The organism is Trichocoleus sp. DQ-A3 (assembly GCF_039961975.1).
GTDB lineage: Bacteria > Cyanobacteriota > Cyanobacteriia > Cyanobacteriales > FACHB-T130 > FACHB-T130.
In genome coordinates this window covers 84,108-98,877 of the sequence record NZ_JAMPKC010000015.1, presented here as the reverse complement: position 1 = coordinate 98,877, position 14,770 = coordinate 84,108, and the positions used below count along the sequence as shown (strand labels likewise).

Below are 14,770 nucleotides of genomic sequence, written 5' to 3'. Positions count from 1 at the left end.
GATCGCGATTGTTTTTTCGGACTTATGCCTAAAGCAATCGTCAGTGTTAAGTTGGAACGTAATCGCAGATACAAGAACTTCTAGAGCATCGGTTTATTTATCACAAACGAAGCGTAAAGTTACCGAGTCAGCCAAATTTAGAAGGGTTGCAGAAGACTCGCGGTTAATCATGTCTCTACAGCAGGTCAACCCCTGCTATTTAACTTTAGTGGGATGCGTCCATCAATTGGGAGCCGCTGGTGTGGTTGAGGCGGGGGCTTCAGGGCTGTTTAGAGGTGCCGAACGGCTGGTGGGTAAGGATAATTCGACACTGGGGCCACGATCGTAAATTTCAATGTCCCACTGCCCGGAACGATTGGATTCAAAGGCAATAAATTGACCGTTCCCGCTAATGGTGGGACGGCGGACTTCACCAAGAATATTGTCGGTAATGACCTCAGATTGCAGGCTTTGGCGGTCATAAACGAAAACATCTGGTTTGCCCCGTTCCTCGGAGATGTAGACGATGTAGCGACCATCGGCACTGATATCTGGCTGTTCGTGGATGACACCCGCTTGGTTGAGTCCGGGGAGAGGGATAAGGCGACGGCGCTGAACGTCGTAAAGATAGACGCCGCGACGGGCTTGGCGATTTGAGGTAAAGACGAGGTAGCGACCATCGTAAGAAAACCGGGGTTCTTGTTCGGCGGCTAAGCTGTTGAGGGAGGCTCCCAGCAGTTGCGGAGGTGGAGTGAGCAAACCGCGATCGCGACATCCACTCAAGGTGGCGAACAAACCAACTGCTAAAACTGGCAGATAACGCTTGTGTTTAGTCATTTGTCATTAGTTTTTCGGAATAGATATTAAATAACTTCAGTCTGGTTGGGGAAGTACGTCAAAAGGGCGGGGATTCCCCCCGCCCTTTCGATGTGGCCTTTGATGTTACGACCACCCAACCAGAGTACTGAATGTAGCGTTGGGTAACGCGATCGCTTAACCCAATCTACGAGGTGAAGGGATGTAGGTTATTTAATCCGCGACCCTGATTGATTCGTTTGCTAGCGAATCAGCTATTGACGAATTGAAAAGCAGTTGACAATTCGCCATGAATTCGCTTATCCGTACAATTCGCAATAATTGACTGACCAACAACCCATAACCAACAACCCATGACCAATGACTAATGACGATTGTCTTTTTTCGCAGGGTTTCCCGGTTGCTCGCTTAGGAAATCACTTCATCCGCCGGTGTGGGCAAGGTACAGCAGTTGACTTCATTGATACAAACTTTGCCCCATTGCAAAGCCCAGCGTAGCAGCGCCACCCGATTGTCAGTCTTGGTTTTGGTCAATACATTGCTGATGTGGTTATCCACGGTTCGTTTGCTGATTTCCAGCTTTTGGGCGATGTCATGATTCGTTAAGCCAGCAGCAACTAGCTCAATGATTTGCAGTTCTCGCTCGGAGAGTGTCGCAGGGGTATAAGTCTCGCTACCAGCCATAAGTATTTTTTCCTTAGTTATATCTACTTACTATCTCTTTAATTTTAGAAGATCCTTTGGGGGTAAGCCCGTTCGTGACTGGGATTGAGACAATATCCCCCACCTCTGGGAGTCGGAAAAAAGGCTGGGATCATCTTGAGCTTCTGTGAATATCCGGATCTAGGGGGTAGAGGCTCTGGTAGGCTGAGTTCATGTTGACAAGGAGTGCAGTTGTGACCCATCCCCGCGTTCTCTGCCTCGGAGAGATTTTGTTTGATTGTCTAGCCGATCAACTGGGGCGATCGCTTGAAGATGTCGAATCTTGGACGCCTTATCCGGGCGGCGCACCCGCAAATGTGGCGTGTGCTTTGGTCAAGTTGGGAACCCCTTCTGGATTTATCGGCTGTGTAGGTAAAGATCAGCCGGGAGACCAGTTGGTGCAGTTGTTGCAGGAAGTGGGTGTGGATAGTACGGGCGTGCAGCACCATGACACCGCACCGACGCGGCAAGTTTATGTGGTGCGATCGCTATCGGGCGAACGGGAATTTGCCGCATTTGGCGTTAGCTCCACTTCTGCAAAAGAAACTCGTGACACGACAGAATTTGCCGATACGCACCTACAAGCGTCTGCATTGCCAGAAGCTTTGTTTGAAAACGCTGATTTTCTCGTCCTGGGAAGTCTGGAGTTAGCTTATCCTGATGCGCGAGCGGCAATTACGAAAGCCCTGGAACTGGCAGATCGGTACAATGTCAAAATTGTGCTGGATGTGAATCGGCGCGATATGTTCTGGCCCGATCCCAGCGATTCCAAGCCGATGATTCAGGAACTGATCAAGCACGTCGATTTCTTAAAAATCACTGACGAAGAAGCTGAATGGTTATTTGAAACCACTGATGCTGGCGCGATCGCTTACCGTCTGGATTCAGTAGAGGGCGTTTTAGTAACCGGCGGTGAAAAAGGTTGTGCTTACTGCTTGGGCGGGAATGAAGACAAGGTGCCAGCTTTTTCCGTCAAGGTGGTCGATACCACAGGCGCGGGGGATGGGTTCCTTGCCGGTTTCATCGATCAGTTGTGCAAACACGGCATTCAGTATCTCGCTGATGCTGAAATGGCAAAGCAGGTGGTAACTTATGCAAATGCAGTGGGTGGGATCACCGCAATGAAGCCAGGAGCGATCGCTGCACAGCCAACAACGGCTGAAGTGGAAGACTTCCTCAAAACTGTAAATGTTGAAGGTTGAAAGAATCGTTGATGCACGAGTCTGAATCGCTCTTGAGCTTAATTGCACAGCGAATTGCCAACAGTCCCAACCAGCGGATTACCTTTGCTCAGTATATGGAGTGGGTGCTGTACGAGCCGGACTACGGCTACTATGCCACAAACGCCGTCAACATTGGGCCGGAAGGTGATTTTTTTACCGCTCCCAATCTGGGTGCCGACTTTGGCGAACTGCTGGCTGAGCAATTTGTCCAAATGTGGGATATTTTGGGACGTCCGGCGCAATTTACGCTTGTGGAAATGGGGGCGGGACAAGGACTCATAGCAGCAGATATTCTGCTGCATTTACACCAGCATCATCCAGCATTCTTTAATGCTTTAGAGTACCTGATCGTTGAAAAGGCAGCGGGGCTAATTTCCCAACAGCAGCAGGTGTTGCAGAAATTAGCCCCAATATTCGCCCAAACGCAAGGCGCTACACCCGTTAGGTGGTGTTCTCTGGAGGAGATACCCAGCGCTTCCATCACCGGCTGCTTTTTTTCTAATGAGTTGGTGGATGCATTGCCAGTGCATCAGTTTGCGATCGCGCAAGGGAAGCTCCAAGAAATCTATGTCACCATGCCGGATGGAACCCATTTTGAGGAAGTAATCGGCGAACTTTCTACGCCTCAACTGACTGAGTATTTTGATTTAGTGGGGCTTGAGTTGCCCTCTGCTGCCTATGCAGATGGCTATCGCAGCGAGATTAATCTAGCCGCTGGTGCTTGGCTGAGTACAGTTGCCGATAAGCTGAAGCGCGGGTATTTGTTGACGATTGACTACGGCTACCCAGCGGCTCGATATTACAATCCCCAGCGGAGTCAGGGGACGCTTCAGTGTTATTACCAGCATCGGCACCATAACGATCCTTACGTGCAGATTGGGCAACAGGATATCACCGCTCATGTGGATTTTACTGCCTTGGAGCGTTGGGGCGATCGCTGCGGCTTGGCATTGGTGGGTTTTACGAAACAGGCGTTATTTCTGATGGCGCTGGGATTGGGCGATCGCATTGCTGCCCTTTCCAATAGCGATCGCCCGATTGCCGAGCAGCAAAGCATTATGGATGTACTGCGCCGTCGTGACGCCCTACACCAGCTCATCGATCCAAGGGGATTAGGTGGTTTTGGCGTACTGGTGCAGTGCAAAGGGCTAAGCGAGGAAGAGAGAAAGCTAAAGCTCAAAGGTTTGACGATGCCATAAAACAATTAAAAATTTGCTTTTTCATTTTTAATTGCTTCAACAACTTCAATTAAATTTTCAATTTTCTTGATATTCGGATCGCCTGCTAAATAACCAATCCCGCGATGCAAATGCAGGCGAAATTGAGTCGCCAAAGTCTCCCGATCGGTTCCTAATCTATCGTTGTAGCAGCGCTGCTTTAAGGCAATTAACAGAATATCAGACAATTCTCCCCCAAAGACGCGCCAAGTCATTTCGACATTACTATCTGCTGGAATTGGCACCGGCGAAGGGATTGTTGGCTCTGCCAGAGAGCGACAAAATGCCCAGCGGCAAAGAATATTCCACTGATCGATTTTGGTGTTGCGCTTGAGCTTACTTAGCTGATCTTTGGCTGTTTGAGACAGGCGAATACGGTCAATGGGTGGTTCCATCAGTCTTTAAATAGAGCCTTGAACGATAAAACTTGAGGCTTACTCGCCCGAAAGCGATCGCTTCCAAGGAGTGCTAAGCACGGAGCCTCTTCTAATTCTTTAGATTAAACCGGGCGCAAGTAAATATTTTGTAAACAAATATTTCTTAAGGATGACAGAATTATCTGTAAATTTACATAATGGGTGGCAGGTGAAACTTACGCATAAGCGCTTATCTGGATGACAACAAGTCTCTACGTAAGTATGTAACCAGAGGAAAAATGCGGACACTTAACCTCAAGTTTAAGTATTTTACCGAATTCCTGAATATAGAACAGTTACTTAAAGCCATCAAGTTACACGATGAAATGACAATTCATTGATTTTCCCTCTACCTGTATCAATGAAAATAGCCACTATAATTCCACCTTAAACAACAGTTATATGTAAATCAAAGCCCTCTGATTAGAGGTTGAGTAATTAATGTAAACTTGCTCAACAGCTAGCAAACCCTACTTTAATCCTGAAAGTTTGAGGAATGCTTTAAAAATTCATCCTTGGCGCTACGCGCAACCTTTTACACCATAGCTTTTTAAAAGCCTTAATTCTATGAACATACTCAACAAGTTATCAGCAGCTACATTTACAGCAACGTTGGTTGCTTTCGCAACAGCAGCCTCAGCAGCTGAAGAGGCGATCATCCCAGTAACTCAAGCTAATAAGCCACTGACTCCAGTTCTGGAGGGTGTCGTATCTTGCCCTACTGGACCTTACATTGCTTATTTTGGTTATAAAAATGAAAACAGCGCAACTGTTGACAATCCGGTTGGCGTGTATAACAAATTCACTCCCAGCCCGGAGAATCGTGGGCAGACAACATCGTTCTTGTCGGGACGTGTATACAATGCCTTTAGCGTAAAGTTCGACGGAGGCAACTTAGTCTGGACTTTAGCGATTCCGGGAAAACGGCGAACTGCGACTGCTTCGAGTACTAACGCAACACCTTTAGATGTTTGCCCCTTATAAGTAATCTAAGCTCAATTTATCTTCCTGCCAGTGGGGAGGGCTGGGGAGAAGTGATTCAATAATGACTATACGGCACTCTAAGAGCATTCCTAGAGTGCCTTGTGGTGTAGCTTTCCAAAAGCTATATTCCTTTAATTCTTTTTAAACGCAGAGGACGCGAAGGAAACCGCAAAGGTACGCACAGAGCAATAATTCCTCTGTGCGTACCTTTGCGGTTAACTTTTGCTACCTAAAGCGTTTAAAAATAAAATAGAGTTGATTTGCAGGGTGGTAAGCCAAATGACAAAAGAACCCTATTTAAATGAAGTACAGGAGCCAATTACGACAGCTCCATCAGAAGTTTATCAAATCATTGAGCGAGTATTACAGGCGGAGAAAGATAAGCTCTACATGAAACAACCGCGCAATATCAATGATGATATTTTGACAATTGTGAAGGAAGTGGTGCGATGAAGCTAACTTCCATCAAATTATGCAATTTTCGGCAATTTTATGGTAAGACTCCAGAAATTTTGCTTTCCTGTGGAGAGGAAGAAAATACTACGATTATCCACGGCAATAATGGTGCGGGAAAAACAACGCTGTTAAATGCATTTACGTGGGTATTGTACGAGAAATTTAGTGCCGCTTTTGCTTCACAAGAGCAGTTAGTAAATAAGCGATCGCTTGCAGAAGCCAAACCAGGCTTTCCAGTAGAATGCTGGGTAGAGGTTACTTGGGAGCATAACGATAAACGCTACCGAGCAAAACGCGAGTGTCGCGCTTATAAGGGTGCAACTATCGAGAAAGGCCAAAGCAAGCTGTATATGCAAATCGCCGGAGATGATGGAATTTGGAGATTGCCTACCCAGCATCCAGAAGATATCATTGGGCGAATCTTACCAGAAAGTTTGCATCAGTATTTCTTTTTTGATGGAGAGCGAATTGAGCAAATTGTTCGCTCCGAAAAAAAGGAGGAAATCGCTGAAGCAACGAAAAAACTTTTGGGAGTCGAAGTTTTAAATCGTGCCATCAAGCATCTGGGGGAGGCAAGAAAAACCCTAGAAGCTGAGTTAAAAGCAATTGGTGACTCTCAAACTCAGCAGTTATTAAAGAAAAAAGAGCAGCGAGAGAAAGAAAGCGCTCGCTTATCTAATCGTCAAACTGAAATAGGGGAAGAGTTAGCAGCTCAACAGACGTTCAAAAAAGAAATTAGCAACCAGTTGCGGGAACTCGATGCGGCTAAAAGGTTAGAAGAAGAACGAAAATCTCTGGAAGAACAAAAAGCCGTAAATCAACAAAATCTCAAAAGAAGCCAAGAAGCCTTAAAACGGGCTATTTCAACCCAAGGCTACACAGTTTTATTATCCGAGACAACAGCAGCATTCCGAGCAATTATTGATAATTTGCGGCAGCGAGGCGAGTTACCATCGGGCATCGATCGGCAATTTGTCACAAATTTATTATCTCAACAACGCTGTATTTGCGGTACGGAATTGCCTGAGGGAACTGCTGCTTATGGAAGTGTTGAAAGCTGGTTGGATAAAGCGGGAATTGCGGCTGTTGAGGAAACCGCGATTCGCATGAGTGCCCAAGTAGATGAAATTGATAAGCAAGCACCAGCATTTTGGGAAGAGGTGGATACAGAGCAAGGAAATATCAATCAGTTTAGACAAACAATCTCTGAAATAGAGACGCAGCTAGATGAAATTAGAGAGAAGTTAAGGAAAGATCCCAGTGAGGAAATTCGCAACTTCCAAAAGCGATTAGATGAAATTGAAGCAAAAATTCGAGATTTAACCCTAGAAGAAGGGGAAAATCGACAGAAGATTGCTGATATTCAAATTGAAGTTGAAGGCTTAGGGAAGCAAATTGCCAAACATGAGATGAATGAGGCAAAGCAAGCGCTAGCCCAGCGACGAATTGCTGCAACCCAGGATGCAATTGAGCGATTAACCGAAGTGCGATCGCGTCTTGATCAACAGTTTCGCGTGCAGCTAGAAAAGCGAGTACAAGAAATATTTAGCGAAATTTCCTTTACTCCCTATATCCCAAAGCTTAGTGAAAAATACGAGCTAACATTAGTAGAAAATACCGCCGGTTCAGAGTCACCCGTCGCCGCTTCTACGGGAGAAAATCAAATTCTCAGCTTATCGTTTATCGGTAGCATTATCGATAGGGTTCGCGAGTGGAGTCATAAGGAAATGCTGATGGTACCAGATAGCAGCACGTTTCCAATTGTGATGGATTCTCCCTTCGGAAGTTTGGATGAAATTTATCGGCGGCAAATTGCGAAGACGATTCCCAGATTAGCAAATCAGTTAGTGGTTTTAGTCACTAAAACTCAATGGCGCGGTGAAGTAGCCGCAGAAATCGCTACTCGGATTGGTAGGCAATATGTATTGACTTATTACTCTTCTAAGCCGGAATGCGAAAAAGATTCGATTGAATTAAACGGAAACGATTACGATTTAGTTAGGCAAAGTCCTAACGAGTTTGAATATACCGAGATTGTAGAGGTGGATTATGATTTCTAGTTCATCAGCGGCTGTACAACAGAATTTAGTGACAGATACGTGGATAAAAGCACCTTGGGAAGAATTTATTGTACTAGCTGATAATCCTGCTTATGAAAATGGTAGGTTTTATTACGATCGGGGCTACATGAGGATTGAAACAATGCCAATTGTTTCCAGTCACGGGCAGGATAATTCTATCATGTCTAAGGTAGTGAGTCTTTATGCAGCAGTCAGGAATATTCGGATTAAGGAATTAGTTAATACCAGTTTCAGGAAATCAGGAGCAGGCGAATGTCAACCTGATTCTGCTTTTTACATTGGCTCAGAATTTGTATTTCCACCGCGTTCAAACTCTCCAATAGACTTAAATGAGTTTGAACCCCCAACATTGGTAGTGGAAATTGCGGCAACAACGCTCAATGATGATTTAGGGCGCAAACGTTTACTCTATGAACGGTTAGGAATATCTGAATATTGGGTTGTTGATGTAGAAACTGGGGATGCGATCGCATTCTCAATTTCCGATGGGCGGAGTGGCGAAATCCAGGAGTCGTTGGTATTACCGGGATTGACGCTTTCCCTCGTTGAAGAAGCACTACAACGCAGCCAATCTGAGGATGATGGGGCAATTACTCGCTGGCTGCTACAATCATTTAGCTAATCAGCTAAAAAGGCTTCTCATACAGAAGAGGCTAAAAATAGCGATCGCTATTTTTAAAATTTATCCGCCAAAGGAGTAGGAATGGAAGTTTCTCCCAACACAGCCCGGATAATTGATTATTGGCTTGGCGGTTCTCATTACTTCCCAATTGATGTGGAAGCAGCCAAAGTTTGTGCCGGAGTATATCCTGATTTCCCAACCGTTTTTCGCGAGTTACGAGACTACATTGGTCAGGTATCCCGCTATATCGAATCTCAGGGCATTGACCAATTTATTGTTTTTGGTTCCGGATTACCAACTTGCGGCAATGTGCATGAAGTTGTAGCGCAAGCAAAGGTTCTTTATACCGATATCGATCGAGCAAATATCAAACTGGGTCAAGAGATTTTAGCCGAGAACTCGAACGCTGGCTACATCTTCTGCGATGCGACAAACCTGGATACCCTGGAGCAATCGGTTGTTGCACAAGTGCTAGGGTCAATTCGGCGTTTAGGTATGGTTTTTGTCGGTGTTGCAGCCTTTATCCCTGATGAAATTATGACCCAGATGCTCGATCAACTTTATGATTGGGCACCGGCGGGTAGTTTCTTGGCGCTGGATTTTGATGGTGAAGCGGGGATCGTGTATCCGGAAATGCTAGAACTATTGGACTCGATGGGGGCGCATGTTTATATGCGTAATCCCGAAACGATCCGAGCGCTGCTGGGACGCTGGCAATTAACTGAGCATGGTATCCTGCCAGTTGAGGCGTGGCAGGCTGACTTATCGGCAAAACCAATTGAGGCTAGCGAGCCAGTTTTTATGTATGGCTGCGTAGTTTATAAATAAAATTGGTCGGTGGAGCACTCCTGCAATGTTACTACAACATTGATTTAGCAATCAAAAACCTAACCCCCCAGTCCTCTTCCCTGCAAGGAAAAGGGGAAAATTACTGCCTTCCTATAGCAGGAAAGAGATTCTCCCTAGGATTACTGAATCAGCGTTGTAGATACAGGGCGATCGCGCATCGCTTCCCACTGGCAACAAATTTGTCTAAAAATACTTCAAAGACTTTCGTTGATATTCAAGCCTTTTAATGGTTAAAACTCTCAAATTCTTAACAAATCCTGCCGTTACTTCCGTTCTTTTTGTGTCTCTGTTGGGTTTATCAACGCCCAGTACTGCCGCTTTTTCTGACATTCAAAGCCATTGGGCGAAAGATTGCATTACTCAGTTAGCCCAAAGAAAGTTAGTGACGGGCTACCCGGATGGCAGCTTTCGCCCAGAAGCAACGGTGACACGCGCTGAGGCGGCGGTGCTGATGTTGAATGCCTTCCCGGATGCGCCCGTAAAGCGTAGCAGCACAGCTTTTAGAGATGTGCCTGCTAGTCACTGGGCGAATAAAGCGATCGCTACCGCTTATCAAAAAGGCTTTTTTTCGGGTTATCCAGGCGGGATTTTTCAACCGAGTCAAGCCATTCCCAGAGTGCAAGCAATCGGCGTTATAGCAGGTGCGGCAAATTATCCCATCCCGGAAAATGTCAGTCAGACGCTGGGGCAGTATTTTAACGATGCGGCGCAGATTCCAAGTTATGCCCAAAATGCGATCGCTTCCGCAGCCGTGGGCACCCTTGTCGTCAATTATCCGAATGTCAAACAACTCAACCCCAATCGCAGCGCCACCAGAGGGGAAGTGGCAGCGTCGATGTGTCGGGCGTTAAACATTTATACGATTCCGCCCCAGTATATTGCCGGGGTGGAAGTGCAACCGATGGAGGTGCGGACTTTACCGGGAAAACTCGATGCAGTTCCCACCTTTAACAGCAACAGTCCCGAACTCGTGACAACTGAAGGCATCCTGCTGTCTACCTTCCCCCCGGCAGGCAAACAGGTGCCGGAAGCGCATTTAAATTTCCCCTTCCAGGGACGATTTGATTTATTTTCTCACCACATCGCCAGGGCGGAAAATTCCTCGCAAACGCGCACCCTCTACCAAGGCGTGATTTTGCACAATCCCGGCGATCAACCTGCCACCGTCGAAGTGCTGCAAGCAGCAAGTTACCTTTCCACTCCCGATGCGCCGTTTATTTCCTTGCCAGATATTCAAGATAATCCTAACGGCACCGTCTACTCTGGCCCTGGCAGTCGGACGATGAACGATGTGCTGCGAGGAATTAGGCAGGAGAAATTCTCCCAAAAGGTGACAATTCCACCGGGACAAAGCCAAATGCTGATGAATCAGCCAATTCCGGTGAAGGCTCCTTCATCCAATGGTCGCTCCACAATGATACGGTTGTCGAGCGATCGCCCGATTTATGTTGCCAATTTAGCCATGAATGCCCCCCGCAATGGCAATGGTAGCGAGAGGACACCTACCTTGGCTGAATGGCAAAAGCTGCTGAATACAGGCGGTTTGGCGGGGAAGCGCGATCCAATTCCCACACCGTTAGATCCTCCCAGAGAACCTACAGTTTTTAGCCGCGTGGCGGGTGTGTCCCAAGGGGCACAATGGCAAGCACAAATGACCGATGGTTCTAATTCCTCAGATTTAACGATTCCTCAGCCGGGGAAAGCGTTTTCTTATGTATTAGGCACTCTGCATCTCATTACCCTCGGCACAAAGCAAATTCAAAGCGCCCCGATGCTAGTTCGCTATCCCGATACGGCGTATTTTGCCCACAGCAACTATGGGGTGGAATACAATCTCACTTTGCCGCTGAAAAACTCTACTAATCAAACCCAAACTGTTACTGTATCCGTGCAAACACCCCTGAAGGATGAGGGAGGAACCGATAGACTTTTGTTCTTAAATCCCCTCACTAAGCAAGTGTTTTTTCGAGGCACAGTCAGGCTGCGTTACAACGATGATAATGGAGTGGAAAAGACGCGCTACGTGCATCTGGTACAGCGACGCGGACAAGCGGGAGAACCATTGGTAACGCTAAAGATGCCGCCAGGTGACAAAAGACTTGTACAGGTAGATTTTCTCTATCCTCCAGATTCCACTCCGCCGCAGGTTCTCACCATCAGCACAAATGGGTAACTCACAATGAATTTAAAAACAGAAACAACAATTGAAGCTTTATACCGCATACCGGAAAATGGCAAAGCGGAAATTGTAAACGGAGAATTGGTACTAATGGCGGCGACAGGTTTTCTGCCAGGACGTGCAGGAGGTGAAATATATGTTAGCCTGCGCGATTACGAACGCAGCACCAAAAGTGGTTATGCTTTGCCTGATAATGTCGGCTTTATTGTCAATCTTCCAAACCGCCGTTCTTTCAGCCCTGATGCTGCATTCTACATCGGCAATCCTAGCGGCGGAAAGTTCTTAGAAGGGGCACCCGTTTTTGCTGCTGAAGTGAGAAGCGAGAATGATTACGGTGAGGCAGCAGAAGCGGAAATGGCAGCCAAGCGTCGGGATTACTTTGCGGCGGGTACGCTGGTGGTATGGGATGTAGATGTACTCAAGGCGGAAGTTGTCAAGGTGTATCGTGCTAGCAATCCCTCAAAGCCGCAAGTTTACCGTCGTGGTGAGGTGGCTGAAGCTGAACCCGCTGTGCCGGGATGGTTGATGGCAGTAGACGATTTGTTTGTTTAGACGCCCACTTTTAATAACACTCAATCAAGCTATTTTTACAGCTAAAAATCTATGACTGTAACTGGTAGACGCTTGTGGACTGTAGATGAGTACCACCGCATGATCGAGACAGAAATTCTGACAACTGACGAGCAAGTGGAACTCCTAGAAGGACAGATTCTAGAAATGAGTCCTCAACAACCTCCCCATGCTGCTACGATGCAACGGGCGTTCAACTATCTCAACAGTCTACTGACAAATCAAGCGTTCCTGCGGATGCAGTTACCAATTACGCTGCGCCCCAACTCAGAACCCGAACCCAATATTGCTGTTGTTCGTATCGATCCCCGCATCTTGAGCGTCACCCTACACCCGATGATATCTTCCTGTTAGTTGAAGTGGCAGATTCTACTCTAAATAGAGATTGCAAGCTGAAAGCACGCACTTATGCCAAAGCTGGGATTGCTGATTACTGGGTTCTGGATGTGAACACGCGACGAGTTTACGTTTTCCGCGAACCGGGAGAAGCGAATTATCAACAAGAAATTATTTTGGATGAAGATGCCACGCTTTCTCCGCTTGCCTTTCCAGAGATTGAAGTTCAAGTGAATCAACTGTTTCCCTAATCTGAGGATCGCTCTGTATCTGCATCGGTTCGGCAGATAATATAAAGAAAGTTCATTGTGCAAAGTCTTATTTTCTAATCAGACTATGACTCAAAAGCCTAAAGGATTTGACCCAGCGCCTCGTCAGCCCAAGAAAAAGGAAAAAGTGGATTTGCCTCAAGAAACCGAATTCAAAAAGCCGAAAGGTGTTCTTGAGCTTGGGGGAACAATTTTTAGGCTTGGCAAGGAGTTGGTTAGCTTGGGAAAAATATATCTGGAGCAAAGATTGAAACGTTCCCAAGGCAAAAAATGAACATCTTAGCTTAGAAGATGAACAGAGCGATCGCTATTTCAATTCGTTATCAGTATTTAAGCAAAAAACATTAAAAGAATGGGTGCAAACAGAATCAGAATTGCGAAAGATAAAGCTGATTTGGTGCAATCCTTAGTCGCATCTGATAGCACAACTGGCCCTTTCCAAACCTACGCTGATGCGATCGCGTTTGCAGCAGCCTTGGGGGCGAAGCGGAAAAAGCGATCGCCTTTAGGGGAAATATCCAAAAGGGAACCGGGTGCGATCGCGCTAGAGGTTTTTGTATCTAGAGGCACCGACCGGGTAATCCAGTTATTAGCGATCGCTGGAACTAAAGACATAAAAATTCTCTCCCCGACTGATGAAAATTCTGAAGAACAACGCATCCGTATTTTTGAAGAATATGCCAACGGGGGGCTAGAGATTATACAAGATGAGTTGCGGGGAACAGTAGACTATACAGCCACCCTTTTATTACTACTTAGTTCTGAACGTAATAAGGAAGAACCAGTAGAAGGGGAATTCGATCTCAGCAGGTTTCTCACTTAAGTTAGCTTTTATTATTACGTCCGACAAGTTTATCTAGCTAATTTACATGAATCATTAAATTTTTTCTCTCCCTCGTGTACTTAGCGAGCATTAACGCGCATAGCTAAGCGCATCCGCGCCGCTACGCAAACGTGGTTCGTCGGGAAAATCTTTTACATATCCAACGATACACAAAATAATTTAATCAAGCCAGGAAATGATTGCGATTAAATTTTGCCGAATTTTGAGGTTAGTCACTCAAATTTTGGCTTACGCCTACTCAGGATTCATTGTCTTGTATTTCCTGCTGAGACTAATATTTTGGGATAGTTTCTGGCTTGTTGGCTTTGTTAGCACCTTTATCCCTTTTATTTTTTTACCGATATTAATTTTACCACTATTGGCATTTTCAATTATAAAAAAACGATGGTTATCGATTATTTCATCGATTGCTTGCATCTTGCTGGTCAGTTGGTTGCATCTGAAATACTTTTCTCCTCACGCTTTACGAGCAAATGGTTCCCAGCCTAATATCAGAATTTTATCCTTAAACAGTAGTTGGCATAAAACCAGTTCCCAAAATTTAGTTAAATTAATTCAACAACAACAACCCGATATCATTTGTTTACAAGAAATTGTTCGCAGACATACTGAAAAAGCTTTTCCCCGCTTACAGACATCCTACCCCTACCAAGTTTATGCCCAAAGCGTGGCAATCCTCAGCAAATATCCAATTTTATTCTCCGAGAATTTACACCTAGCGGGTCATCAAGAAATTCAGCAACGAGCGATTACCCAAATTAATCAGCAAGACGTAGTTGTTTATAACATTCAAGTTATCTCTCCCTGGATTCGTCCTCATAAAATTTTGCCTTTCCTCACTATCCCGATTTATGATTACACAAAACGCTCGGCAGAAATTCAGGATTTAGTGCAGCGGCTCCAGAAAGAAACCAAGCCATTTATTGTGGTTGGTGATTTTAATATGACAGACCAGTCGCAAGACTATCATTATTTAAGAACAGTTATGCAAGATTCCTTCCAAACATCAGGGTTAGGTTTTGGCTTTACTTGGCCTCATGGCTGGGAACTAAGCTTCCTGATTAAAAACTCAACTTCAAAATTAAATTATCCTCTCTTCAGAATTGACTATATTGGGTATTCAAAACATTGGGGTTCTCACTCTAGCAAAGTTTTACTGACAACAGGTTCAGATCACTTACCCGTAGAAGCAGAACTCATTTATCTCAAATCTGGTTGAGTCATAAA

At 45.7% G+C, this 14,770-nt stretch carries 15 protein-coding genes and 1 pseudogene; 13 read left to right on the top strand and 3 right to left on the bottom strand.

From position 1 onward, the window contains the following. Positions 1-222: 222 nt before the first annotated feature. Both NDI44_RS19875 and NDI44_RS19870 read right to left on the bottom strand, forming a co-directional pair. Positions 223-816, bottom strand: coding sequence for a PD40 domain-containing protein (locus NDI44_RS19875; RefSeq protein WP_190411023.1), 594 nt, complete (start codon positions 814-816; stop codon positions 223-225). A gap of 387 nt (positions 817-1,203) precedes the next feature. Next, positions 1,204-1,479, bottom strand: coding sequence for a LuxR C-terminal-related transcriptional regulator (locus NDI44_RS19870; protein ID WP_190411022.1), 276 nt, complete (start codon positions 1,477-1,479; stop codon positions 1,204-1,206). Between the two features lie 212 nt (positions 1,480-1,691). Between NDI44_RS19870 and NDI44_RS19865 the strand changes: the two genes are divergently transcribed. Beyond that, positions 1,692-2,699, top strand: a complete 1,008-nt coding sequence (locus NDI44_RS19865) for a PfkB family carbohydrate kinase (RefSeq protein WP_190411021.1) — start codon at positions 1,692-1,694, stop codon at positions 2,697-2,699. An 11-nt stretch (positions 2,700-2,710) separates the two neighbouring features. Continuing rightward, a complete protein-coding gene (locus tag NDI44_RS19860; protein ID WP_190411020.1) occupies positions 2,711-3,919 on the top strand; it encodes a class I SAM-dependent methyltransferase in 1,209 nt (402 codons plus the stop codon). Between the two features lie 5 nt (positions 3,920-3,924). Here the strand turns inward: NDI44_RS19860 and dndE are convergent, their stop codons facing one another. After that, positions 3,925-4,332, bottom strand: a complete 408-nt coding sequence (gene dndE / locus NDI44_RS19855) for a DNA sulfur modification protein DndE (protein WP_190411019.1) — start codon at positions 4,330-4,332, stop codon at positions 3,925-3,927. Between the two features lie 588 nt (positions 4,333-4,920). On the opposite strand from dndE, the gene NDI44_RS19850 reads away from it, so the two are divergent. The 11 genes and pseudogenes from NDI44_RS19850 (at position 4,921) to NDI44_RS19800 (ending at position 14,762) form a co-directional block, all read left to right on the top strand. Beyond that, positions 4,921-5,337, top strand: coding sequence for a hypothetical protein (locus tag NDI44_RS19850; RefSeq protein WP_190411018.1), 417 nt, complete (start codon positions 4,921-4,923; stop codon positions 5,335-5,337). A 279-nt stretch (positions 5,338-5,616) separates the two neighbouring features. Then, positions 5,617-5,790: a hypothetical protein gene (locus tag NDI44_RS19845; protein WP_190411017.1), complete on the top strand. Its 174-nt coding sequence runs from the start codon at positions 5,617-5,619 to the stop codon at positions 5,788-5,790. Next, on the top strand, positions 5,787-7,853 hold the full coding sequence (locus tag NDI44_RS19840) for an AAA family ATPase (RefSeq protein WP_190411016.1): 2,067 nt from the start codon (positions 5,787-5,789) through the stop codon (positions 7,851-7,853). Before NDI44_RS19845 ends, NDI44_RS19840 begins: the two co-directional genes overlap by 4 nt. After that, positions 7,843-8,496 carry a Uma2 family endonuclease gene (locus NDI44_RS19835; RefSeq protein WP_190411015.1) on the top strand — a complete coding sequence of 218 codons (654 nt, stop codon included), beginning with the start codon at positions 7,843-7,845 and terminating at the stop codon, positions 8,494-8,496. The genes NDI44_RS19840 and NDI44_RS19835 overlap by 11 nt, the downstream gene beginning before the upstream one ends. Positions 8,497-8,577: 81 nt before the next feature. Next, the gene (locus NDI44_RS19830; RefSeq protein WP_190411014.1) at positions 8,578-9,324 is read left to right on the top strand and encodes an SAM-dependent methyltransferase; all 747 of its coding nucleotides are present in this window, start codon (positions 8,578-8,580) and stop codon (positions 9,322-9,324) included. A gap of 247 nt (positions 9,325-9,571) precedes the next feature. Beyond that, positions 9,572-11,518 (top strand): DUF3370 family protein, encoded by a 1,947-nt coding sequence (locus NDI44_RS19825; protein WP_190411013.1) that lies wholly within the window; start codon positions 9,572-9,574, stop codon positions 11,516-11,518. A gap of 6 nt (positions 11,519-11,524) precedes the next feature. Continuing rightward, a complete protein-coding gene (locus NDI44_RS19820; RefSeq protein WP_190411012.1) occupies positions 11,525-12,076 on the top strand; it encodes a Uma2 family endonuclease in 552 nt (183 codons plus the stop codon). A 51-nt stretch (positions 12,077-12,127) separates the two neighbouring features. Further along, a pseudogene (locus tag NDI44_RS19815) lies at positions 12,128-12,681 on the top strand (Uma2 family endonuclease). 151 nt (positions 12,682-12,832) lie between these two features. Then, complete coding sequence (locus tag NDI44_RS19810) at positions 12,833-12,973, top strand: hypothetical protein (RefSeq protein WP_348235308.1); 141 nt, start codon at positions 12,833-12,835, stop codon at positions 12,971-12,973. Positions 12,974-13,051: 78 nt separating this feature from the next. Next, positions 13,052-13,522 carry a DNA phosphorothioation-associated protein 4 gene (locus tag NDI44_RS19805; protein ID WP_190411010.1) on the top strand — a complete coding sequence of 157 codons (471 nt, stop codon included), beginning with the start codon at positions 13,052-13,054 and terminating at the stop codon, positions 13,520-13,522. A 196-nt stretch (positions 13,523-13,718) separates the two neighbouring features. Then, positions 13,719-14,762 (top strand): endonuclease/exonuclease/phosphatase family protein, encoded by a 1,044-nt coding sequence (locus NDI44_RS19800; protein ID WP_190411009.1) that lies wholly within the window; start codon positions 13,719-13,721, stop codon positions 14,760-14,762. The last annotated feature ends 8 nt before the right edge of the window (positions 14,763-14,770 follow it).